The 23,140-nt window shown below is 64.1% G+C and carries 18 protein-coding genes; 17 read left to right on the top strand and 1 reads right to left on the bottom strand.

Annotated elements, in window-relative coordinates:
• The first annotated feature begins 35 nt into the window (after positions 1–35).
• The 3 genes from ACVZUB_RS15035 to ACVZUB_RS15025 are packed head-to-tail and all read left to right on the top strand — an operon-like array spanning position 36 to position 3,432.
• Entirely contained in the window at positions 36–1,496 is a 1,461-nt protein-coding gene (locus ACVZUB_RS15035) for a FecCD family ABC transporter permease (RefSeq protein ID WP_073512408.1), read from the top strand.
• Positions 1,493–2,584: a FecCD family ABC transporter permease gene (locus tag ACVZUB_RS15030; protein ID WP_003944960.1), complete on the top strand. Its 1,092-nt coding sequence runs from the start codon at positions 1,493–1,495 to the stop codon at positions 2,582–2,584. Before ACVZUB_RS15035 ends, ACVZUB_RS15030 begins: the two co-directional genes overlap by 4 nt.
• Entirely contained in the window at positions 2,581–3,432 is an 852-nt protein-coding gene (locus ACVZUB_RS15025; protein ID WP_003945031.1) for an ABC transporter ATP-binding protein, read from the top strand. The genes ACVZUB_RS15030 and ACVZUB_RS15025 overlap by 4 nt, the downstream gene beginning before the upstream one ends.
• Positions 3,433–3,442: 10 nt before the next feature.
• Here ACVZUB_RS15025 and ACVZUB_RS15020 read toward each other — a convergent pair whose 3' ends face one another.
• Entirely contained in the window at positions 3,443–6,016 is a 2,574-nt protein-coding gene (locus ACVZUB_RS15020) for a bifunctional lysylphosphatidylglycerol flippase/synthetase MprF (protein ID WP_042450926.1), read from the bottom strand.
• Between the two features lie 192 nt (positions 6,017–6,208).
• Here ACVZUB_RS15020 and ACVZUB_RS15015 point away from each other — a divergent pair, with 192 nt between their 5' ends.
• From ACVZUB_RS15015 to ACVZUB_RS14950, 14 genes are all read left to right on the top strand, one after another.
• Entirely contained in the window at positions 6,209–6,622 is a 414-nt protein-coding gene (locus ACVZUB_RS15015; RefSeq protein ID WP_003944876.1) for a BlaI/MecI/CopY family transcriptional regulator, read from the top strand.
• Positions 6,623–6,647: 25 nt separating this feature from the next.
• Positions 6,648–7,601 carry a M56 family metallopeptidase gene (locus ACVZUB_RS15010; protein WP_003944922.1) on the top strand — a complete coding sequence of 318 codons (954 nt, stop codon included), beginning with the start codon at positions 6,648–6,650 and terminating at the stop codon, positions 7,599–7,601.
• Positions 7,602–7,862: 261 nt separating this feature from the next.
• Positions 7,863–9,854 (top strand): DEAD/DEAH box helicase, encoded by a 1,992-nt coding sequence (locus ACVZUB_RS15005; protein WP_475845868.1) that lies wholly within the window; start codon positions 7,863–7,865, stop codon positions 9,852–9,854.
• Between the two features lie 217 nt (positions 9,855–10,071).
• Positions 10,072–11,529 carry an NADP-dependent phosphogluconate dehydrogenase gene (gene gndA, locus ACVZUB_RS15000; protein WP_007730904.1) on the top strand — a complete coding sequence of 486 codons (1,458 nt, stop codon included), beginning with the start codon at positions 10,072–10,074 and terminating at the stop codon, positions 11,527–11,529.
• A gap of 62 nt (positions 11,530–11,591) precedes the next feature.
• Positions 11,592–13,094, top strand: a complete 1,503-nt coding sequence (locus tag ACVZUB_RS14995; protein ID WP_276116939.1) for a DEAD/DEAH box helicase — start codon at positions 11,592–11,594, stop codon at positions 13,092–13,094.
• Between the two features lie 4 nt (positions 13,095–13,098).
• Positions 13,099–13,980: a DMT family transporter gene (locus tag ACVZUB_RS14990; protein WP_003944968.1), complete on the top strand. Its 882-nt coding sequence runs from the start codon at positions 13,099–13,101 to the stop codon at positions 13,978–13,980.
• 3 nt (positions 13,981–13,983) lie between these two features.
• Entirely contained in the window at positions 13,984–15,420 is a 1,437-nt protein-coding gene (locus ACVZUB_RS14985; RefSeq protein WP_020969620.1) for a GuaB1 family IMP dehydrogenase-related protein, read from the top strand.
• 311 nt (positions 15,421–15,731) lie between these two features.
• Positions 15,732–17,114 (top strand): hemolysin family protein, encoded by a 1,383-nt coding sequence (locus ACVZUB_RS14980; protein ID WP_003944847.1) that lies wholly within the window; start codon positions 15,732–15,734, stop codon positions 17,112–17,114.
• Positions 17,107–18,195, top strand: a complete 1,089-nt coding sequence (locus ACVZUB_RS14975; RefSeq protein ID WP_003944826.1) for a hemolysin family protein — start codon at positions 17,107–17,109, stop codon at positions 18,193–18,195. Before ACVZUB_RS14980 ends, ACVZUB_RS14975 begins: the two co-directional genes overlap by 8 nt.
• A 3-nt stretch (positions 18,196–18,198) precedes the next feature.
• Complete coding sequence (locus tag ACVZUB_RS14970; protein ID WP_064075308.1) at positions 18,199–19,077, top strand: hypothetical protein; 879 nt, start codon at positions 18,199–18,201, stop codon at positions 19,075–19,077.
• An 18-nt stretch (positions 19,078–19,095) separates the two neighbouring features.
• Positions 19,096–20,409 (top strand): CoA transferase, encoded by a 1,314-nt coding sequence (locus ACVZUB_RS14965; RefSeq protein ID WP_030536383.1) that lies wholly within the window; start codon positions 19,096–19,098, stop codon positions 20,407–20,409.
• Between the two features lie 31 nt (positions 20,410–20,440).
• Positions 20,441–20,917, top strand: coding sequence for an OsmC family protein (locus tag ACVZUB_RS14960; protein WP_007727816.1), 477 nt, complete (start codon positions 20,441–20,443; stop codon positions 20,915–20,917).
• On the top strand, positions 20,910–21,944 hold the full coding sequence (locus ACVZUB_RS14955; RefSeq protein ID WP_166502286.1) for a nucleoside hydrolase: 1,035 nt from the start codon (positions 20,910–20,912) through the stop codon (positions 21,942–21,944). The genes ACVZUB_RS14960 and ACVZUB_RS14955 overlap by 8 nt, the downstream gene beginning before the upstream one ends.
• Before the next feature lie 230 nt (positions 21,945–22,174).
• Positions 22,175–23,122 (top strand): sulfite exporter TauE/SafE family protein, encoded by a 948-nt coding sequence (locus tag ACVZUB_RS14950; RefSeq protein ID WP_007727818.1) that lies wholly within the window; start codon positions 22,175–22,177, stop codon positions 23,120–23,122.
• The last annotated feature ends 18 nt before the right edge of the window (positions 23,123–23,140 follow it).

Here is a 23,140-nt window from a genome sequence, read left to right as displayed (position 1 = left end):
CGCACAAAGACCAGGAGCTCGAACCGCCAGTGACGATGATCAAACCGCTCGGGAACGGACATCCCCGAGGACCCAGCGAGACGTACGGACGGCGCATAGTGCCGCGCGGCCCGGCTCCTGTCCGAATGCGTGTTCTAGCTGGGATTTTCGACGCGGGGGTGTTCCTGCTTCCGTTGCTCGTCGGCTGGTACGTCGTTCAGTCGCTCCGAGACGAGAACGGTGGCGGCGAAGCCGACCGCGCAGTGTTCGGTGGGACGGCAATAGCCATTGCCGTTGGTCTCCTCGTGTGGAACCTGGGATTCCGCGAAGGTGCCACAGGCCGGACCTCGGGAAAGGGATGGGTAGGTCTGGTCACGCGTGACGCGAAGACAAAGCAGCCCATCGGTGTTCGCCGGGCTCTGCGCAGGCCGTTCGATCGAACCGGTATCGAGGTGGTCCGTGAAAGCACGGCGCGCGAAGAAGGGTTCGAGGAACTCGCGCGCGACAACAGCGTCGGGGCAACTCGTCGACGCCGGCTGATCGGTCTCGCGGTGCTCACGGTTCTTCTCGCGCTCGTCATGCTCGCGAGCATCGCGGTGGGCGCACGTCCGCTGACGTTTGCCGAGATCTTCCACGCCATCTTCAGTTCGGACGGCACCCAGACGGACATCATCGTGCGAACATTGCGCGCTCCGCGGACCATCCTGGGTCTTGTCGTCGGCATCGCACTCGGTATCGCCGGCGCCCTGATTCAGGGACACACGCGTAACCCGTTGGCAGATGCCGGACTACTCGGCCTCAACGCCGGCGCGGCTTTCTTCGTAGTCATGGCGATCTATCTCTTCGGCTTCACCGCCCCGAGTCAGTACCTCTGGTTCGCGTTTGCAGGATCGTTCGTCGCCAGCATCGTCGTCTTCGGCTTGTCCTCCATCGGAAACGGCGGCGCGAGTCCTCTGAGTTTGGCTCTGGCGGGCGCAGCCGTCGCGTTCTTCCTGCAAGCCATGACCAATGCCGTGATCATCCTCGACCAGACCAGTCTGGACGCCTACCGTTTCTGGGTAGTCGGGTCGGTGTCCGGTCGCGGGTTCGACGTTCTCTGGCAGGTCCTCCCCTTCCTGATACTCGGTTTGGTCATCGCCCTGGCGAGTACGCCTGGTCTCAATGTCCTCAGCCTGGGTGAAGACGTCGCAAAAGCGTTGGGAACGAACATCGCGTTCAGTCGCACACTCGGCATCATCGCGATCACCCTGCTGACCGGCGCCGCGACCGCAGCGTGTGGACCTATCGCGTTCATCGGATTGGTGGTCCCCCACGTGGCCCGGGCCATCACCGGACCCGACTACCGCTGGCTGGTCCCGTACGCGGGCTTGCTCGGTGCGGTCATGCTGATCACCGCGGACATCATCGGTCGCGTAGTCGTGCGCCCCGGCGAGTTGCAGGTCGGAATCATCCTGGCCCTGTTCGGCGCCCCGTTCTTCATCGCTCTCGTACGCCGCAGAAAGTTGGCAAGTCTGTGACGCTCAAGCAAGAACTCCGGGTACTCCCCCGGACCGTCCCCTCACGTAAGTCGATTCGTATCGGTGGATTCTCGCTGGTCTACCGTCCACTCGCGGTGTCGGTGTGCATTGCGCTCGCGGTCGCACTCTTCCTTCTGCTCTGCATCAACATCGGACGCGGCGACTATCCGATCTCGATCCCCGATGTCATTTCCGTCCTGCTCGGTAATGGAAGCAAGACACAGAACCTGATCGTCTTCGATCTCCGACTTCCTCGATCGCTCACCGCACTCTTCATCGGCATGGCACTCGGCATTGCCGGTGCGGTCACCCAGACGATCGCTCGCAACGCCCTCGCCAGCCCCGACATCCTCGGAATCACGGCCGGATCGAGTGCTGCCGCGGTTGCTCTCATCGTGCTCGGCGGTGGCGGGTCGTTCGTGGGACTGCTTGCCACACTGGGGATTCCGTTGGCTGCACTCTGCGGCGGCCTACTGACAGCAGTGGTGATCTACGCCCTCGCATGGCGAAAAGGCGTCGAGGGGTTCCGCCTCATCCTGATCGGCATCGGCATCAACGCCATGCTCGTGGCAGCGACGGGATGGCTTCTCATCTCGGCGGACATCAACGATGCTTCCCGCGCACAGGTGTGGCTCAACGGTTCGCTCAACGGTGCCACCTGGAATCAGATGTGGCCGGTAGCCATCGCTGTCGCGGTAGTCGGCGGCTACGCGGTGATCGCATCGTTCACCATGGGAGCGCTGCGGTTGGGCGACGACAACGCCACCTCTCTCGGTGTTCGCTTGCAGTCATCGCAGGCCAAACTGTTGCTCTCCGCCGTGGCGCTGGCCGCCATCGCAACCGCCGCAGCAGGTCCGGTCGGCTTTGTCGCCCTGGCTGCGCCACAGGTCGCCATGCGTCTGGTGCGCTCTGCCGGCCCGCCCATCGTGGCGTCCGCGCTGACCGGTGCTGTACTGGTGGTCGGCAGCGACGTCATCGCTCGAACAATTCTGCCTGTGGAACTCCCCGTCGGAATCGTGACTTCCGCACTTGGTGGTCCGTTCCTGCTCTACCTGTTGGTTCGTAACAATCGGAAGGTCACAGCATGACCACCATCGCCCAGTCCACCGATACTCCTTCGCGTCTCGTCGCCAAGAACCTGACGCTCGGGTACGGGGACCGCATCATCGTCGACGGACTCGATCTCGAGATCCCTACCGGCGTGATCACGACGGTCATCGGCCCCAACGGCTGCGGCAAGTCGACGCTCCTGCGTGCGCTCGGTCGTCTGCTCAAGCCCAAGGGCGGATCGGTCGTCCTGGACGGCAAGGCGATCAGTTCGATGAAGACCAAGGAAGTCGCACGGGTGCTCGGAATGCTCCCCCAGACTCCGGTTGCGCCCGAAGGACTCACGGTCGCCGATCTGGTCTCACGTGGGCGCCACCCGCACCAGTCGTGGATCAGGCAGTGGTCCGCGGACGACGAGGGCGAGGTCGCCGAAGCGCTGGAGCTGACCGGTGTCTCGGATCTCGCCGATCGACCCGTCGATCAATTGTCCGGCGGTCAGCGCCAGCGGGCCTGGATCTCGATGGCTCTCGCCCAGGGAACCGACATTCTGCTTCTCGACGAACCGACTACCTATCTGGACCTCGCGCACTCGATGGAAGTCCTCGACCTGGTGGATCAACTCCACGAGGAAATGGGGCGCACCGTGGTGATGGTGCTGCACGACCTCAATCTCGCGGTCAGATACAGCGATCATCTGATCGTGATGCGCGACGGCGCCGTCGTCGCTTCTGGTGTCCCCAAGGACATCATTTCCGCGGAACTTCTGCTCGAGGTGTTCGGTCTCGAAGCTGCGGTCATCGACGATCCCGTCTCGGATCGGCCGCTGATCGTTCCGATCGGAACCCGGCACGTGTTCGGCGCCGTCGGCGGGCCGGCAAAGCCTGCGTGACGATCGCGAATCAGCGACCCAGAATCGTCCGAACAAGTTTGAATCCTTGACCGATCGTCACGGTTGGCAGGTACGCCCGTCCGACCGCGTTCCCGATGCTCGGCAACGCGGCTGGATCGGCGAAGGTCATGTGCATCGGCACGTACCGAGGCTGGAACTTCGATTTGAAGGCCAACAGCGAACGAAATCCGTACACCGGTTCCAGGGTGCGACCGAGTAGGTCGAGCACGCTGTCCATCATCGCCGAGAAAGTCGTGGCCTCCGGTTCGTTCGCATTCCTCTCGGAATCACCGGCGATTGTTGCCAACGGTGCACCGGACAGACTGAGGAACTCGACGCCCTCCTCCTCCAATTTCAGTGCAGCGGAGGCGATGAGGAACTCCATCGCGGGACGGAATCCTTCGGAGCGTCGCCTCATGAAGTCGAGTGTCCACCCGACGACTTTGCCGTCGCGGTACACCGGTAGCCACGACGTGACACCGTGCACGGTGCGATCCTCGTCGACGGCGATCAGGCACCGCACTTGTTCGTCGTCGACCTCGTCGAGTCCGCCGAGGGTGAATCCCATCTCGGGCATCCCCTTGTCCGCCACCCATTCCTCCGAGATCGCAACTATCTGATCCTTGATCGCGAGGGGTGCATGAGGGAAGGAAATCCACTCGGCCGTGATCCCGGACTTCTTCGCCCGGTTCAGTGCTGTTCGCACATCCTGGAACCGCTTTCCTGTGAACGCGACCTGTCCGAGGTCGAGCACGGTTTCCTCGGCGACCTGCAGGCCGCTCCAGCCCATGGAATCAGTGATGCTTCGGGCGTCGTCGGTCACTGAATAGAAGCAGGGAATCCAACCGTTCGACGACGCGAACTCGGCAAACTCCTCGATCGCCGTGCGCATGCGATCTGGAGGACCGACCGGATCACCGGTTGTGAGAGCAACACCGGCGATGACGCGATACGCGACGTAACTCGAACCGTCCGCGCTGAACCAGTATGTGTTTCCCTTCCACGTCGTCATCCAGGACAAGGGGCTGCCGGTACCGGCGATCAACATGGATCGCGCTCGTTCGGCGGCTTTGGGATCGGCGGTCTTGACCGGCTTGAGGAAACTCACGAACACCAACACGGCGGCGACGCCCCAGAACACGACGCCGGTCCACTCGAAGAGCAACGTCGACTCGATGTCCACGGGAAGCAGACGCGGATCGATCAACTGCAGGTACACGGGCGGTACAAGGCGCTGAGGGAAGTCCGCGAGCAACATCGTTACGGTGGGCTCGCGATCGAACCCGTGCCTGGCGAGCATTCCGCCGCCGACGTAGATCACGGCGAGGACCGCGAGCAAGGTCACGATCGCAGCACCGAGACGTCGGTATGTCTTGGCCGGGGCCGCGACGTCGAAGTATCGACGTGTCGCGATCAGCAGGATCAGTACGAAGAGCGGTGTCAGGAACGGCACCAGAGTTCGGTACACGTTCGGATCGCTGATTCCGTAGAACAAGCTGTCACTGTCGACGGCGTCGACGAACCTGATGACGAAGTTCCCGATCGAGAGGACGAGTAGGACGACCTGAGCACACACTGTCGCAATCCAGGCGAATCTGCGGCCACGACGGAGCCCGTCACTCAACACGAGAACGAAGATCGACGGCATCAGCGAGAGCAGAGTCGGGCCGATACCGGAGAGTCTGAGCTCGAGGAGTCCTCGTCGGCAGTCCGGATCCGACGACGACTCCTCGCACAGTTCTCGAACCTCGGCGACAGTCCAGGGAACTCCGCGGAAGAGGTCACGGAGGACCGCGAGTGGGCCGACCGCCTGCGGGGACAATGCGGCGATCATCGGGCCGATCGCACTCGCCGCGACGACGATGGCGACCAGGACGCGACCCTCTCGCTGTGTCCCGGCAATGCGCTCACCGCGCGCCGATCGTCCGACGATCCACTGTCCGATCACCAAACCCACCACAGCGGCAAAGAATCGGATGACGTCTTGCAGCTGACCACTGAACAAGGCCAAAGTGATCGTCAACGCCAAAGTTCCGACGCGAATGCGACGGCGCCACAGGGTGCCCATGTTCGAGCTGGCGGCCATCGCAGCGCCGACGATCCATGCACTGGCTCCGACCGCGGAGCCCACGTGGAGGCGGAATCCCCAACTGGAATCGAACACCTTCGCAAACGACGCCCAGCCGAGCCCGAGCAGGACTCCCAAGATTTGAGTGCTTGCGCCGGCGATCGCAAGCTTGATCGTTCCCATTCGGCGTTCGAGGGGTGCGGCGACTGCGATCAGGAGCACGGTCGCGCCGAGGTACCCGAGCAGGTTTCCTGCCCACAGCACCGACGTGAGCGGAGTCCAGATGCGGCCGTGCTGGATCGAGCCCATGCCGGCACCGATCGTGTGCTCGAGATCGCGGGACGGTCCGTGAACGAGGCTGCCGGTTGCGGCACCCACGATCCACATGGTGAGAAGTAGAACGACCGTCAACGGTGCGTCGCGAATGCCGAAACGGATGATGCCGGCAGCTTTCTGCGTGACTACCCGCGCCCGTGATGTCGATTCTTCGGTGCCCGGCGAACTGTCGATCGTCATCTACGTGCGGCTACTTTCTGCGGATCGACTGTTTGGCTTGCAATTATCGGGCATCGTCATTGTCGGGAATTCCGTCGTCTCACACCACCGTAACCGTCACGCAGATCACTATGGCCAATACCACACCCCCACCGAGGTGGTTACTACTACCAGTAGTACGTATTTCGTCGTGGAAGTCCGTAGAATCGAAGAATGGCAGGTCTAGGTGAACTCGAACGCGCGGTGATGGATCATTTGTGGTCCACATCGGAACCGCAAACTGTGCGACAGGTGCATGAAGCACTCGCGACGCATCGCGAATTGGCGTACACGACGGTGATGACCGTTCTGCAGCGCCTGGCGAAGAAGCATCTGGTGATTCAGCAGCGTGACGATCGCGCACATCGCTATCTTCCCGTCAACAAGCGCGAAGAGTTGGTCGCGAGCCTGATGGTCGACGCTCTGGCCCAGGCTCCGGAGTCCGGCGGTCGCGCTGCGGCGCTCGTCCACTTCGTGGGACAGGTCAATGCTGACGAAGCCGATGCTCTCCGCGAAGCGCTCGCTGCCCTCGAGGTGCGCGAGTCCGCGAAAAAGGCTGCGCAGCCCGGAATTTCTAGGCCGAACTGATTTCGTCGTGCATGATGTGTAGGACATGAACGCCACTACTGCACTGGTTTTCGGACTGCTTGCCTTGTTGCTGGCCGGTCCGGTTCCCGCACTCCTGAGCCGCTCCACGTGGCCTTACCGCGCTCCACGCGCGGCGTTGGTTCTGTGGCAAGCCGTCGCAATTGCTGCGGTGTTGTCGGCATTCAGCTCGGGGCTGGCCATTGCCAGCCAGCTGCTCGTTCCCGGCGCTGACGGTAGGCCGACGACGGCCCCGACCGCCGAAATCGATGCACTTGGGCTCCCGCTGTGGATTCTGTACGTGGTTGTTTTTGCCCTGACGCTCCTGATCGGCGCGAAGCTGATCTTCTCGATCATCCAGGTCGCTGTGAGAACCCGACGTCGCCGTGCACGTCACCGTGTGTTGGTGGACCTTCTCGACGACTGCGCCATGCCTGCGTCGGTGGAACGCACACCCGATCTGCGCGTACTGGACGTCGACGAACCGATCGCGTACTGCCTGCCAGGTCTGCGTCAACGCGTGGTTCTCAGTCAAGGCACTCTGCAGAACCTCGATCATGCCGAGGTCAAAGCCATCCTGACGCACGAGCGTTCCCACCTGCGAGCTCGTCACGATCTGGTCCTCGAGGCTTTCACGGCCGTCAATCACGCGTTCCCCCGCTTCGTCCGTAGCAAGTCGGCGCTCGGATCGGTACAACTCCTGGTGGAGTTGCTCGCCGACGATTCAGCCGTGAGGGCTACCGGTCCCACTCCCCTCGCGCGGGCGCTTGTCGCGTGTGCCGGATCGACGGCACCCCGCGGGGCAATGGCAGCGGGCGGGCCGTCGACGCTCATCCGGGTGCAACGCCTCTCGGCCGACGACGCAGATCCCCGCATCGCAGTTTTTGCGTATCTCGGGGCGGTCGCGATTCTCGTTGTTCCCACGGTTGCGGTTGCTGTGCCCTGGCTCACCGAACTTCGACTGCTTTTCAACGCATACTGAGTCTTGACCTGCGTAACCCCGTGCAGTAGTGCAGGTCACAGGCGGGGCTACCTGACTTCGGTGTCCCCGGTGGCGTAGAGTGGATCACGGCCACCATCGTGGTCCGTCAACATATAACGGCACACAGCCCAATTCCCCGCAGTATGCGTTCGGATTGCCAGGTGACATGTGCCCTGGCTCGTCCCTTTGCGAACTGTGTCGTGTATTTCAGCATGGCTTCTTCCGCTCCGCGACGTGCCCGTAGTCCGGAGAGGTTTCCGCGTGACCAACGCTGTCCAAATGTCGTCTTCCGAGAACATCGAAGACCCCACCGTCAACACCCCCGCTGCCGAAGAAGCAGTCGCCACCGAGCCGGGTATCACCTTCGCCGAGATCGGCCTGCCCGAGCAGCTTGTTGCCGCATTGGCGCGCAACTCCATCACCGTCCCGTCCCCCATCCAGGCGCAGTCCATCCCGGACGCGCTCGCCGGAACCAACGTTCTCGGCCGCGCACAGACCGGATCGGGCAAGACCCTCGCCTTCGGCCTGCCGATGCTGACCCGCCTCTCACGCCACGAAGATCGCCCGGCCGCCAAGCGTCCCCGCGCACTCGTGCTCGTCCCCACCCGTGAGCTTGCTTTCCAGGTGGTCGACTCCCTCAACTCCTACGCCGGAGCACTCGGACTCACGGTTCGCCCCGCTGTCGGTGGAACGCCGTTCGCCAAGCAGGTCGATCAGCTTCGCCGCGGCGTAGACGTCCTCGTCGCAACGCCGGGTCGTCTCGGCGACCACCTGCGTCAGGGCACCTGCATCCTCGACTCGGTGGAAATCACCGCACTCGACGAAGCCGATCAGATGGCGGACATGGGCTTCCTGCCCGAGGTTCGCTCGATCCTCGGTGAGACCCCCGCAGACGGACAGCGTCTGCTGTTCTCGGCAACCCTCGACCGTGAGGTCCAGTCGCTGGTTCGTCAGTTCCTGGCCAACCACGTCACCCACTCCACCGAAGACGGCCGCGCAAGCGTCGACACGATGGAGCACTACGTTCTCCTCGTCGATCGTGGACAGAAGGATTCCGTTCTCGCCGAGATCGGTGCCCGCGACGGACGCACCATCATGTTCGCCCGCACCAAGCTCGGTTGCGAGGGAATCACCGACCGCCTCCGCGCAGTCGGCATCGCTGCCGAGTCGCTTCACGGCGGCAAGGCACAGAACCAGCGCACCCGCGTCCTCGAGCGTTTCAAGAACGGCCGCACCCCGGTCCTCGTCGCAACGGACGTCGCAGCACGCGGCATCCACGTCGACGGCATCGACCTCGTCGTTCACGTCGATCCCCCGGCCGACCACAAGGACTACCTGCACCGCGCTGGTCGTACCGCTCGCGCCGGCGAGAAGGGCACCGTTGTCGCCATCGTGCTGCCCAACCAGAAGCGTCAGTTCAAGCGTCTGACCGGTATGGCCGGCGTCAATGCCGCAGCCGTTGCCGTCACCCCGGGTTCTGCTGAACTTGCTCGCATCACCGGTGCCAAGAAGCCGACCGGAGAACCGTTGCGCGAGAGCTCTTCTCGTGGCGAGCGTTCCTTCGGTGATCGTGGTGGAAGCCGTGGCGGCTACCAGGGCAACCGCTCGTCCGGTGGATACCAGGGCAATCGTTCTTCGGGTGGCTACCAGGGCAACCGCGACGGCGAGAGCCGCGGCGGATATCAGGGTGATCGCTCCAGTGGTGGTTACCAGGGCAACCGCGACAGCCGCCCCTCGACCGGATACCAAGGAAACCGCTCTTCGGGTGGCTACCAGGGCAACCGCGACGGCGAGAGCCGCGGCGGATACCAGGGCAACCGTTCGTCCGGCGGATACCAGGGTGATCGCTCCAGCGGTGGTTACCAGGGCAACCGTGACAGCCGTCCGTCCTACGGAGACCGCGACAGCCGCCCGTCGACGGGTTACCAGGGCAACCGCTCGTCGGGCGGATACCAGGGAAGCCGTGACGGCGAGAGCCGCGGCGGATACCAGGGCAACCGTTCGTCCGGCGGATACCAGGGTGATCGCTCCAGCGGTGGTTACCAGGGCAACCGCGACAGCCGTCCGTCCTACGGAGACCGCGACAGCCGCCCCTCGACCGGCTACCAGGGCAACCGCTCCTCCGGCGGATACCAGGGAAACCGCGAAGGCGGCGACAACCGTGCAGCCTCGACCAGCGGTGGCGGCTTCCGCAGCCGCACCGACCGTCGTAGCTATGACGGATTCGACGGCCCGAAGCGCGATCAGCGGTAATACCTGCGCTGAGCTGCGGCTCGACAACTGAACACTGAGAACCTTCCGGCTGTGCCGGAAGCTGTATCGAGACGGATGCAGGTCACTGCAATTAAAGTGATCTGCATCCGTGTTTTGTATGCACGGTCTGATGTTCACGCGCGTCGCGGCCGCACCGTTTTCGGCTGCGCACAGCGCAGGATTTCACAGCCGCGGACCGAGAGGGAAAGCTGTAAGCATGTCAACCACTAGCACCGAATCACCCCGAGCTCAGATCGGCGTCACCGGCCTGGCCGTCATGGGTTCGAATATTGCCCGCAATTTCGCCCGCCACGGTCACACCGTTGCCCTGCACAACCGCAGCATCGCGAAGACCGATGCCCTGATCGCCGAGCATGGTTCCGAGGGCGATTTCGTGCGCACCGAGACCGTCGAGGAGTTTGTTGCCGCACTTCAGAAGCCGCGACGCGTCCTGATCATGGTCAAGGCCGGCGCCCCGACCGATGCTGTCATCGAAGAGCTCGCAAACGCCATGGAGCCCGGCGACATCATCATCGACGGTGGCAACTCGCTCTACACCGACACGATCCGTCGTGAAGCGGCGATCCGCGCCCGCGGACTGCACTTCGTCGGCGCCGGTATCTCCGGTGGCGAAGAAGGCGCACTCAACGGTCCGTCGATCATGCCGGGCGGCCCGAAGGAGTCCTACGAGGCTCTCGGCCCGCTTCTCGAGTCCATCTCCGCTCACGTCGACGGCACCCCGTGCTGCACGCACATCGGCCCCGACGGCAGCGGTCACTTCGTCAAGATGGTGCACAACGGCATCGAGTACGCCGACATGCAGCTCATCGGCGAGGCGTACAACCTCTTCCGCGACGCTCTGGGCTACGACGCCGGTCAGGTTGCCGACGTCTTCACCGAGTGGAACAAGGGCACCCTCGAGTCCTACCTGATCGAGATCACCGCCGAGGTGCTCCGCCAGGTCGACGCCGAGACGGGCAAGCCGTTGGTCGACGTCATCGTCGACGCTGCCGAGCAGAAGGGAACGGGCCGCTGGACGGTCAAGTCTGCTCTGGATCTGGGCGTGCCGGTCACCGGCATCGCCGAGGCCGTATTTGCTCGCGCACTCTCCGGTAGCCGCAATCAGCGCGCCGCAGCTCAGGCGCAGGGTCTGGCTGCCGGCTCTCTCGGCGACAAGCCTGCTGACGCCGAGCAGTTTGCCGCCGACATCCAGGCCGCGCTGTACGCGTCGAAGATCGTGGCGTACGCGCAGGGCTTCGATCAGATCGCTGCCGGCAGCGCCGAGTACGACTGGAACCTCAAGCCTGCCGACCTGGCGACGATCTGGCGCGGTGGCTGCATCATCCGTGCGCAGTTCCTCAACCGCATCAAGGACGCGTTCGACGCGGATCCGAGCCTGCCGAGCTTGATTCTGGCGCCGTACTTCCGCGAGGCCATCGAGGCAGGCATCGACAGCTGGCGCCGCGTGGTCGCCACCGCGACGATGCTCGGCATTCCGGTACCTGCGTTCGCGTCCTCGCTGTCGTACTACGACGGTCTCCGCGCGGAGCGTCTGCCGGCCGCCCTGACTCAGGGTCAGCGCGACTTCTTCGGCGCGCACACCTACGAGCGCATCGACAAGCCGGGCAAGTTCCACACACTGTGGAGCGGTGACCGCAGCGAAATCGAGGCCTGATTCACAGCGGGTATCGGTAGATGCGGTCATCTGCGTCTACCGATACCCGGTAGCCTGGACAAATGCAGGAATCGACGATCGACTCGCCCACCTCGACCGAAGGGCGTTCGTTCGTCGACCTCGGAATCCCCGCCGTGATGGTGCACGCGTTGCGCCGAAGCGGCATCGATGCCCCCTTCCCCATTCAGTCGGCAACCATCCCCGATGTTCTTGCCGGTCGGGATGTACTCGGGCGCGGTGCGACGGGTTCCGGAAAGACTCTGGCCTTCGGGCTTCCGATGCTGGTGCGCCTCAAGGGTGGGGCGAGCAAGCGGAATCGTCCGCGCGGTTTGGTGCTCGCTCCCACCCGTGAGCTGGCGATCCAGATCCACAAGGCACTCGACGACGCCGCTACCGAGATCGGTTTGCGTGTGGCAAATGCGGTCGGGGGCGTTCCGATCAAGCGTCAGGCCGACATCCTTGCCCGCGGCGTCGATCTGCTGATTGCGACCCCCGGGCGCCTACTCGACCTACTCGACCAGAAGTCGGTGATTCTCGACGACGTCGTGATCACGACCATCGACGAAGCCGACCACATGGCAGACATGGGTTTCATCGACGAGGTTGCGAAGATTCTCGACACGACTCCGAAAGACGGTCAGCGTCTTCTCTTTTCGGCGACACTCGACGGCAAGGTCGACGATCTGGTCGCGGGTTACCTGCGCAATCCGGCGTCGCACTCGACTGCTCCCCCGGTTGCGACCGTCTCGACCATGGAGCATCACCTGCTTTTCGTCGACCGCGACGACAAGAGATCCGTTGTCGCACATATCGCTTCGCGCGCGGGGCGGACCATCATGTTCGTCAAGACCAAGCACGGTGTGGATCGTCTTGCGCAGCAACTGCATTTGATCGGCGTCTCGGCCGGGGCTCTGCACGGCGGCAAGACGCAGAACAATCGGACCAAGACCCTCGCGTCGTTCTCCGACGGGACAACACCGGTCCTGGTCGCCACCGATGTCGCCGCGCGCGGAATCCACGTCGACGACGTGACGCTCGTCGTTCACGTCGATCCCCCGGCCGAGGCGAAGGACTACCTGCACCGGGCCGGCCGGACGGCACGCGCCGGGGAATCAGGCGTCGTCGTCACCATCGTCACCGACGAAGAACGTGATTCGGTCGAGAAGTTGACCAAGCAGGCAGGCATCAAGGTTCACGGTGTGCGGGTTCGTCCTGACGATCTTGAACTCACGCGCATCACCGGTGCGATGGAGCCGACGGGAATTCCGGTCGAGGCTCCCGATACGACGGTTGCCGTCAAGCACACCGCCAAGCGTGGCCGTCAGGAACACGACACTGCAGGCCGGACCGCTGCCGGAGGCCGGATGAAGAAGGACGGCGACAAGCGCGCCGCCTCCTCGCGGCGCGTCACCGATCCGAAGAGTGTGAAGAAGATCCGTGCGGACGGCACTCCGGTCCCGACCCGTTCGGAGCGTCTGGCGTCCAAGGGCTTGACCCCGCGTCGCGGCGCACCCGGCGCAGGAAAGCCGTCTGCCGGAAATCGGGCGGGCAAGCGCGCACACTGAGGGAATGGGTGATCTTCCACTGATCTCGGTTCTCTGCGCACTTCTCGCTGCACTGCTCTTCGCGTGCGCTTCGGTCGCTCAGCAACGGGCGGCGTCCGCGGTTCCCGAGGGCGAGGCGTTGGTGGCGTCGTTGATTCGCAGTCCTCGGTGGTGGGCCGGGTTGATCGGTGACGGCGGCGGGTACGTCATGCAGGCCGTTGCACTGTCGTTGGGTTCGGTGTTGGTGGTGCAGCCGCTGATCGTGACCTCGTTGCTGTTCGCGCTGCCTCTCTCGGCCAAATTCTCGGGAATCCGCATCACCCGTTCCGCGTGGTCACTGGCGATCATGCTCGCGATTTCCTTGGCGATCTTCCTCGTCGTCGGCGATCCCACCGAGGGAGACAGCAATGCTCCATGGTCGGATTGGGCTGTGCCCCTGACGATTACGGTCGCAGTGGCCGTGGCCGCAACTGTCGGCGGCTTGTCCAAACTCGACGGCGGCTGGCGCGCACTGCTTCTCGGCTCTGCGGCAGGCATCTTCTACGGCGTCGCCGTCGCATTCACCAAGTACGTCACCGACCTACTCGGCCACGGCGTCGTCGGGGTGATTTCGGCATGGCAGACGTGGGCGCTGATCGCCTCGGGCGCAATCGGGGTCTACCTGCAACAGCGCGCGTTCCAGGTCGGGCCGCTGTCGGCGTCGCTACCCGCCCTGACGATCGGCGAGCCGATCGCGGCCATCTTCCTGGGGATGACAGTGCTCGACGAACGCCTTCGCGTCGACGGTCCCGGAATTGCTCTCATCGGGTGCGCCGTCGCCGTCATGATCATGACCACGATCGCCCTCTCCCGCTCACAAGCGCGCGATACCGAGGGCGCTACGGCGGAATCGACGGTAGGCTCGTGAAACGTGCAGTTCCTCGAAGGGCAACGCCCCCCATACGACCTGACCTACGACGACGTCTTCCTCGTCCCTAACCGGACCGAGGTCACCTCTCGGTTCGACGTCGATCTCAATTCTTCCGACGGATCCGGAACGACCATTCCCGTCGTGGTCGCCAATATGACCGCAGTCGCCGGCCGCCGCATGGCGGAGACTGTCGCCCGCCGCGGCGGACTGGTCATCATTCCGCAGGACGTCCCCACCGAAGCTGTCGCCGAGACCGTGGCGTTCGTCAAGAGTCGCCACCTCGTCGCCGATACGCCGGTCACGCTGAGTCCGGACGACGCCGTCTCCGATGCGCTGGCGCTGCTTCCCAAGCGCGCTCACGGCGCGGTCGTGGTGGTCGAGGACGGTAAGCCTCTCGGTGTCGTCACCGAGGCTGCCTGCGCGGATGTCGATCGGTTCACTCGCCTCCGTACCGTCGCGATCACCGACTTCGTCACGGCCCCGGTCACCGCCACACCGCGTGAGGTCTTCGAACTGCTCGAAACCAAGCATGATCCGCTGGCGGTCATCGTCAACGAAGACGGGACTCTTGCCGGCGTCCTCACCCGCACCGGCGCGATCCGTGCCGGCATCTACGACCCCGCAGTCGACGAGCGCGGCGCACTCCGGGTCGCTGCGGCGGTCGGTGTGAACGGTGACGTGGGCGCCAAGGCCAAGGCACTCGTCGACGCCGGTGCCGACGTGATCGTCGTGGACACGGCTCACGGTCACCAGCAGAGAATGATCGATGCACTCACCACCCTCAAGGCGCTCGATCTCGGCGTCCCGTTGGTCGCAGGCAACGTGGTCTCCGCACAGGGAACCCGTGATCTGATCGCCGCAGGCGCGGACATCGTCAAGGTCGGCGTCGGACCCGGAGCCATGTGCACGACTCGCATGATGACCGGCGTCGGACGCCCGCAGTTCTCGGCCGTCGCGGAATGTGCTGCAGCGGCACGTGAGCTCGGCAAGCACGTCTGGGCCGACGGCGGCGTTCGACACCCCCGCGACGTTGCACTCGCCCTCGCGGCGGGCGCGTCGAACGTCATGATCGGCTCGTGGTTCGCCGGAACATACGAGTCCCCCGGCGATCTCAAAGTCGATCAGGCGGGCAACGCGTACAAGGAGAGCTTCGGTATGGCCTCCAAGCGCGCAGTTGCCGCTCGCACAGCCACCGAAACGGCTTTCGATCGCGCCCGTAAGGGATTGTTCGAGGAAGGCATCTCCAGTTCGCGGATGCGTCTCGATCCCGAGCGCCCCGGAGTCGAGGACCTGATCGATCAGATCTGTTCCGGCGTGCGCAGTACCTGCACGTACGCGGGTGCGCGCTCTCTCGAGGAGCTGCACGAGAAGGCCGTTCTGGGCGTGCAGTCCGCCGCCGGATTTGCCGAAGGACGGCCGCTTCCGTCTGGTTGGTGAACCACGTTCTGTGACTGTCGGCGGGTGCTCGGGTCCCTACTCCCGGGCACCCGCCGGTATCATTGGATCCGTAAACAGAAAACAAAACTCGGTCGGGTGCCCTTCGGCGACCCGACCGAGCCCGCTACAGCCGAGAACTACTCGGCTCTGACGAAAGGAACCCGGTGCCCGAGGCACCCACACACTTACCCGGCGCTACACCCGTCGTTTTATCCGAGGAATCTTCTGATTCCGCCGGTTCGGAGGGCTCCTCTAGCGAGCCGGGAGACAAACCCGGCGGCCCCCGTGCACATCTCAGGTGGCGATGACACATGGACATCGTTTTCACCATTCTCAGCCTGGTCGGCTTCATCGCGCTGACTGCAGGCACCGCCCTCTTCGTGGCGGCCGAATTCTCACTGACCGCGCTCGAACGCAGCACCGTCGACGAAGCTGCTCGTGGCGGCGACCGACGCTCGCGGCAGGTTCAACACGCGCACAAGACTCTTTCGTTCCAGCTCTCCGGCGCTCAGCTGGGCATCACGATCACAACCCTGATCACCGGTTACCTGGCCGAGCCGGTCCTGGCACGGTTCATCACACCGGTCACGAAGGCCGTCGGGCTCAGTGAATCCGCTGCCTCGACAACGTCTTTGATCCTGGCTCTCGTGATCGCGACCTCGTTCTCCATGATCTTCGGTGAGCTCGTACCGAAGAACCTCGCAATCTCCAAGCCGATGCCCACCGCCCGCGCGACTGCGGGCCTGCAAGCAGGGTTCTCGCTGATCTTCCGGTGGGCCATCAACGGCCTCAATGGAACCGCCAACTGGATCGTGCGACGCCTGGGCATCGAACCCGCGGAGGAATTGCGCTCCGCGCGATCACCGCAGGAACTCGGGTCCCTCGTGCGGACGTCCGCGCAGCGCGGGTCCATCGACAAGGGCACGGCGATGCTCGTCGACCGTTCACTGCAGTTCGGTGACCGCACGGCAGAAGAGCTGATGACTCCGCGAGTGAAGATCGAATCGCTGGAACTCTCGGACACCGTCGCAGACCTGATCGTGACGGCGTCGCGGACCGGCTATTCGCGCTTCCCGGTCGTTCGCGGCGATCTCGACGACACGGTCGGCGTCGTACACATCAAGCACGCGTTCACCGTTCCGGCCGAACGTCGGCGCACGACGCGCGTCGACAGTCTGGCTCAACGTGTTCCCGTCGTGCCGTCGAGCCTGGACGGGGACACCGTCATGGAGCGAATCCGCTCCGACGGCATGCAGGTTGCGCTCGTCGTCGACGAGTACGGCGGAACTGCCGGCATCGTCACGATGGAAGACCTCATCGAGGAAATCGTCGGCGATGTGCGCGACGAACACGACGAACCCGAACTCGACGTGCAGCGCGTCGGCGACGGATGGTCGTGCTCCGGTCTCCTGCGCATCGACGAGGTCACTTCGGCTACCGGGTACACCGCTCCCGAAGGCGACTACGACACGCTCGGCGGCTTGGTGCTCACCGAACTGGGCCGCATCCCCGACGAGGGTGACGAGGTGGAATTGCCCGACGTCGACTCGTCCGGTGATTCGCGCGGAAAGTGGATTGCACGAGTGACCGGCATGGACGGCCGCCGTATCGACCGGGTGACCATCACGCCGGTCCCCGCTTACGTCGAACCCGAATCCGCAGACGACAGCAAGAAGGAGTCCGACGATGAATAACCTCTTCGGTGTACTCCTCACCGTCGTGCTGCTCGCCGGCAATGCATTCTTCGTCGGTGCGGAGTTCGCACTGATCTCCGCACGACGTGACCGCCTCGAAGCACTGGTCGCGCAAGGCAAGAAGCGGGCGCTCACAGTCATCAAGGCCGGTGAGAACCTCTCGCTCATGCTTGCGGCGGCTCAGCTGGGCATCACGATCTGCTCGATCCTCCTCGGTAAGGTCGCCGAGCCCGCCATTGCGCACCTCCTCGAGGTGCCGATGGAAGCCGTCGGCCTGCCCGACGGATTGCTGCACCCGATCTCGTTTGCCATCGCGCTGTCGCTCGTCGTCGTGCTGCACATCCTGCTCGGCGAGATGGTGCCCAAGAACATCGCGTTGGCCGGCCCCGAGAAGACGGCCATGCTGCTCGTTCCCGTGCATCTGGCGTTCATCAAGATCGCTCGCCCGATCATCGCGTTCTACAACCTGTGCGCGAACGGAGTGCTCAAGCTTCTGCGCGTCGAACCCAAGGACGAACTCGACGTCACGGTCTCGGCGGTGGAGTTGTCCGCGATGATCGGTGAGTCGCGATCCGAAGGTCTGATCGACGCCGAAGAACACCGGCGCTTGAAGCAGGCACTCGAATCGACCGATCGGACCGTCTCCGAGGTCCTGATCACTCTCGACAAGGTGCGGACCATTCCCCTAACACCGTCGGGAACAACACTGGGTGAGATCGAGCGTGCGGTCATCGAGACCGGATACTCGCGTTACCCGGTGCGAGCGAGCGACGGATCGCTGGCTGGGTACGTGCACCTCAAGGACGTGCTCGACGAGGTGCTCGACGAGGCCGCTGGACCGGACACCGTCGTTCCGACGTCGGATATCCGGCCGCTGCCCATCGTTCCGCTCAGCACACCGCTGGCCGAAGCGTTGGCCGGCCTTCGTCGGGCCAGCTCGCACCTCGGCGCTGTCACGGACGCTGACGGAGTGGTGATCGGTATCGTCGCGCTCGAGGATCTCCTCGAGGAGTACGTCGGAACGGTCCGCGACGGCACGCACCGCGGCACGGATGCTGTTCCCGGACAAAGAAACAGCTGATCGATGACACGTTCGGTGCATTCACTCGCACTCGCGCAGAGCGAGTGGACGGCTCGGCGGGCGCTTCACCTCGAGGAGGTGGAGAAGCTCGTCGAGCCGCACCGAGCGCGTCGTAGCGCCGGTATCTCTCACCCGGTGCACGACTTCCTCTTCACGTACTACAACTTCAAACCCGCTCAACTGCGCCGCTGGCACCCCGGGTACGGAGTCGCGCTCGAGAACGCCGCCGAATACGCAGCCTTCTCCGGCTACCGCGTCGACGATTCGGGTACCGCGACGGTCGAGGCCTCAGTGCTGGAGCGTCGGCGTCACACAGTCGAATTCGTGTGGAATCTGTTGAATCAGACGTCTGCGCGGCCCGCTGTGCTGGGTTGCTTCGGCCTCCACGAATGGGCGATGGTCTATCGCGGCGGCGAGGACGCAATCCGTCACCAGTCGGTGCCGCTGCGACTCGGGTTCGCCGGTACCGACGCGGTCGTCGAATCCCTGCCACTCAAATGCACGCACTACGACGCGTTCCGGTTCTTCACACCGGACGCGGCCCCCAAGAACTCGCTCCCGCTTGCACGCGAAACTCAGATCGATCACGAACAGCCGGGCTGCCTGCACGCCGGTATGGATCTGTACAAGTGGAGTTTCAAGTTGTTGCCACTCGTCGATTCCGACCTGGTGATGCGGTGCTTCGAACACGCGCTCCTGGCCCGTGAACTCGACATGCGCGCGAGCCCATACGACCTTGCCGAGTACGGGTACTCCCCCATTCGTATCGAAACTCCCGCGGGCCGCGCCGAATACGTGCGTCAGCAACAACAGTTGGCGGATCGTGCTGCGCCGCTCCGCGATACGCTGGCAGAGAAGTGCCGGGAGCTTCTCGGCCACTGAACTGCCGAAAGGCGTCGCATGGATCACGGGTACGGGTTCTATCTCGACGAATACCAGCGTGACGTCGGGGTGCACACCGACGACCGACGCGGGCACATCGAATGCCCGGACTCGGCGGGTTTCCTTGCGGCGCACTTGCCGGTGTTCGACCTCGCTGCGGGCTCGGTAGCGGCGTTCGCCTCGGCGATTCATCGGTCAACCGGCCCGGGCGACGGACACTGGACCCTCGATCCCGAGCGCATCGCCGCGTCCTTCTCGAGCGATCGACTGTTCCGGATCGGCGGCGAGCCGATCAACGGGTTCTCCGAGCACTCGGGGTTCTTTGCCGCCCGCGACGGTTGGGTCCGCACGCACGGCAACTATCCGCACCATCGCGACCGCCTGCTCGCCGTCCTCGAGCTCGATCACGGATCACCCAAAGATGCAGTGGCGCAACGGATATCCGAACTCAGCGCCATCGAGATCGAGCAGCAGGCCGCCGAGATCGGAGCCATCGCGGTCCGTGTTCGTACCGAGACCGAGTGGCGCCTGAGTGAGCAGTGCGCAGCTGCGAGGTCTGCGCCTCTGGTATCCATCCGAGCACGCGACGAGGGAAAACCCCGCACGCATCCGACGCGCCCACGCGTTCTCGACCTGACCCGCGTCATCGCCGGTCCGGTCGCGACGCGCGCCCTGGCGTTGGTCGGCGCTGACGTTCTGCGGATCGATCCCCCGGCGATCCCTGAGATCGGATGGCAGCACCTCGACAGTGGACAGGGCAAGCGGTCGGCGCTTCTCGACCTGAAGTCCTCGGCGGGAGCGACAGCGTTCCGAGAACTCCTCGAAACCGCAGACGTACTGGTCACCGGCTACCGGCCGGGTGCACTCGAAGCGCTCATCGGGCAGGATCTTCCCGCCCACCTGATTCACGGGCGCGTCAGCGCATGGGGATGGGAAGGTCCGTGGGCGAATCGCCGTGGCTTCGACAGCATCGTGCAGGCCGCGTCCGGCATTTCGTTTCTCGAGGGCGGTGAGAACCCTGGTGCACTTCCGGCGCAGGCACTCGACCACTCGACCGGATACTTCTTGGCAGCGGGGATCCTAGACGCGTTGACGCTGCGCTCGCAGGACGGCGGTGGCCGCGATGTCGACGTGTCATTGGCCAGCACCGGCGCCCGTCTTCTCGACGCACCCGGCCGAACCGTCCATCCCGGTCTGCCGACCGCTCCCGGCCTGAATGTTGTTGTCAACCATGCCGACGTGACCACCGCACGACCCGCGCTGGCAGAGTTCGAGGACTACCCCGAACCGGCGCATCCGTGGGGATCGGATCGGGCGGAGTGGGCACACTGAGGGACCGGCACATTCAGGGCAAGATGGACCTGTGAAGTCACATACCTACACACTCGACCTTCAGTGGACGGGCGATCTGGGAACCGGAACGTCCAGCACGCAGGGATATTCGCGCAATCATGCAATATCCGCGGTCGGAAAGCCGGAACTTCTCGGCAGCTCCGATCCCTCCTTCCGCGGCGACGCGCAGCGATGGAACCCCGAGGAACTGCTCGTTGCCTCCCTCGCCCAGTGCCACATGCTCTGGTACCTCGGTCTGGCAGCTGCCGCTGGGGTCGTCGTTCTCGACTACAGCGATCAGCCGGTCGGCAGCATGATCGAGGAATCCGATGGCGGCGGCCAGTTCATCGAAGTGACGTTGAATCCGACGGTGTTGGTCGCGGAGGCGTCGATGGTCGAGAAGGCCCAGGAGCTTCACGGCCCCGCACACACGAAGTGCTTCATCGCTCGGTCGGTGAACTTCCCCGTCCTGCATTCCCCGACGATCCTGGTGGCCACCGATGAGTGACATGCACAAGCTCATCGTCGACGTCGACACCGGTATCGACGACTCGTTGGCGCTTCTCTATCTCCTTGCCAGCCCCGAAGCCGAGATACTGGGGATTGCGAGCACCGCCGGCAACGTTCCGGTGGAACAGGTCGCGGCCAACAACTTGAACTGGCTTGCGCTCTGCGGCGCCCCGAACATCGAGGTTGCACTCGGCGCCCGCGAGCCATTGGTCATACCGTTGCGCACCACCGAGGAGACTCACGGTCCGCAAGGAATCGGCCATGCGGTCCTCCCCGATTCGGGTCGCAAGCGCTCGGTCCGAACCGCCACCGACCTCTGGGTGGATCTCGTCCGGGAGTACCCCGGACAACTCACCGGGCTGGTGACGGGGCCGCTCACCAACCTGGCCTTGGCGATCAGACGTGAACCCGATCTGCCGTCTCTGCTGAAGCGACTGGTAGTGATGGGTGGGTCGTTCAACTATCCGGGCAACACGACGCCGACCGCGGAGTGGAACGTCTCGGTGGATCCGCACGCCGCCAAGGAGGTGTTCGACGCGTTCTCCGTCGTACCCGCGCACCGGCGCCCGATCATCTGCGGCCTCAACGTCACCGAATCCATCGAGATGTTCCCCGAACATGTGCGTCGGCTCGCCGAAGCTGCCGGGAGCACCCCGGAAGAGATCATCTCGCCTGACGACGGTCCCGACGTCCGCAGTTCCGCGTCCAACAGCGTGATCAGGCATATGTCCGACGCAATCCGGTTCTACATGGAATTCCATCGTGAATACGACCAGGGATTTCTTGCTCACATGCATGATCCCTTCGCTGCTGCCGTCGCGCTCGATCCGAGCCTGGCGACGCTGAAACCGGCAACGGTAGATGTCGAAACCGAGAGTCCACTGCTGATCGGAACGACGGTCGCGGACTGGGTCGGGCACTGGCAGCGTGAGCCCAACGCGGATATCGCGGTCAGAACCGATCCGGCGGAATTCTTCGATCGACTTGTCCACCGAGTGGGAAATTACGCCCGCGTCGTGGGTTGACCGAGCCGGTCACCGGCTATGCTCGCATGGACAGAACACCAACGAACGAGAACAAAGGACCTGACGTGCAGATTTCCAGCCACGATGCCTCCCCGGCATTTGCGCTCGGATTGATGGCGTTCTGGCCCACTCGTCGTAGCGCATGCTTCGATCAGGCGTGTTGCTGAGCGGCGATTCTCGCTGCCTGCACCCCTGACTTTGTCGCTTCTTCGCTCGGAGTCTGTCTTCTCATGTTCAACCTTCTTTTGTTCACCCTTGTCGGCGTCGGCGCCCAGCTCGTCGACGGCGCCCTCGGTATGGCCTTCGGTGTCACCGCAACCACTCTGTTGATGATCGGTGGCCTCGGTCCGGCTCAGGCCAGCGCCGCTGTTCACCTGGCCGAGGTCGGCACCACCCTCGCTTCGGGTGTGTCGCATTGGAAGTTCAAGAACATCGACTGGAAGCTCGTCGCCAAGCTCGGTGTGCCCGGCGCAGTCGGTGCATTCATCGGCGCAACTGTGCTCTCGGGTCTGTCCACCGAAGCGGCAGTCCCCATCACGGCGACGATCCTGCTGGCCATCGGTATCTATGTGGCACTGCGCTTTTCGGTCCGCCCACCGGCCGTCGCGGACGCTCGTACCACCCCGCACACTGCACGTTTCCTGTCCCCACTCGGCCTGTTCGGTGGTTTCATCGATGCATCCGGCGGTGGTGGTTGGGGTCCGATCACCACCAGCACGCTGCTCTCACGAGGAAAGACCGCGCCGCGCACCGTGATCGGCTCGGTCAGCGCCTCGGAGTTTCTGGTCGCGTCAGCCGCGTCGCTGGGATTCCTTGTCGGATTGGGACGTGAGTCGGCGGGAAACCTCCTCGTTGTCGCCGGTCTCGCGCTCGGCGGTGTCATCGCAGCTCCGTTCGCGGCGTGGCTGGTCAGCCGCGTACCTGCAACCTTGCTCGGAACGGCGGTGGGCGGCGTCATCGTGTTGACCAACGCACAGAAGCTGTTCAAATCCTTCGACATCACCGGGGCGGTCACAGTGGCCGGTTACCTGACCATTCTCGGCGCGTGGGCAGCGCTGCTGTTCTACGCGTGGAAGCGGTCCACTCTCACCCCGGCCGAGGCAGAAGGCGATTTCACGGGAGTCGAACTCGCTGTCGAGACCGAACTCACCGAGCCTGCAGTCAAACGCGAACGATAGCTCGTCACAGAAGAAATC

The organism is Rhodococcus sp. OS5 (genome assembly GCF_056837585.1).
Note: the sequence above shows the minus strand (reverse complement) of the source record. Positions and strands in the feature narration are given on the sequence as shown.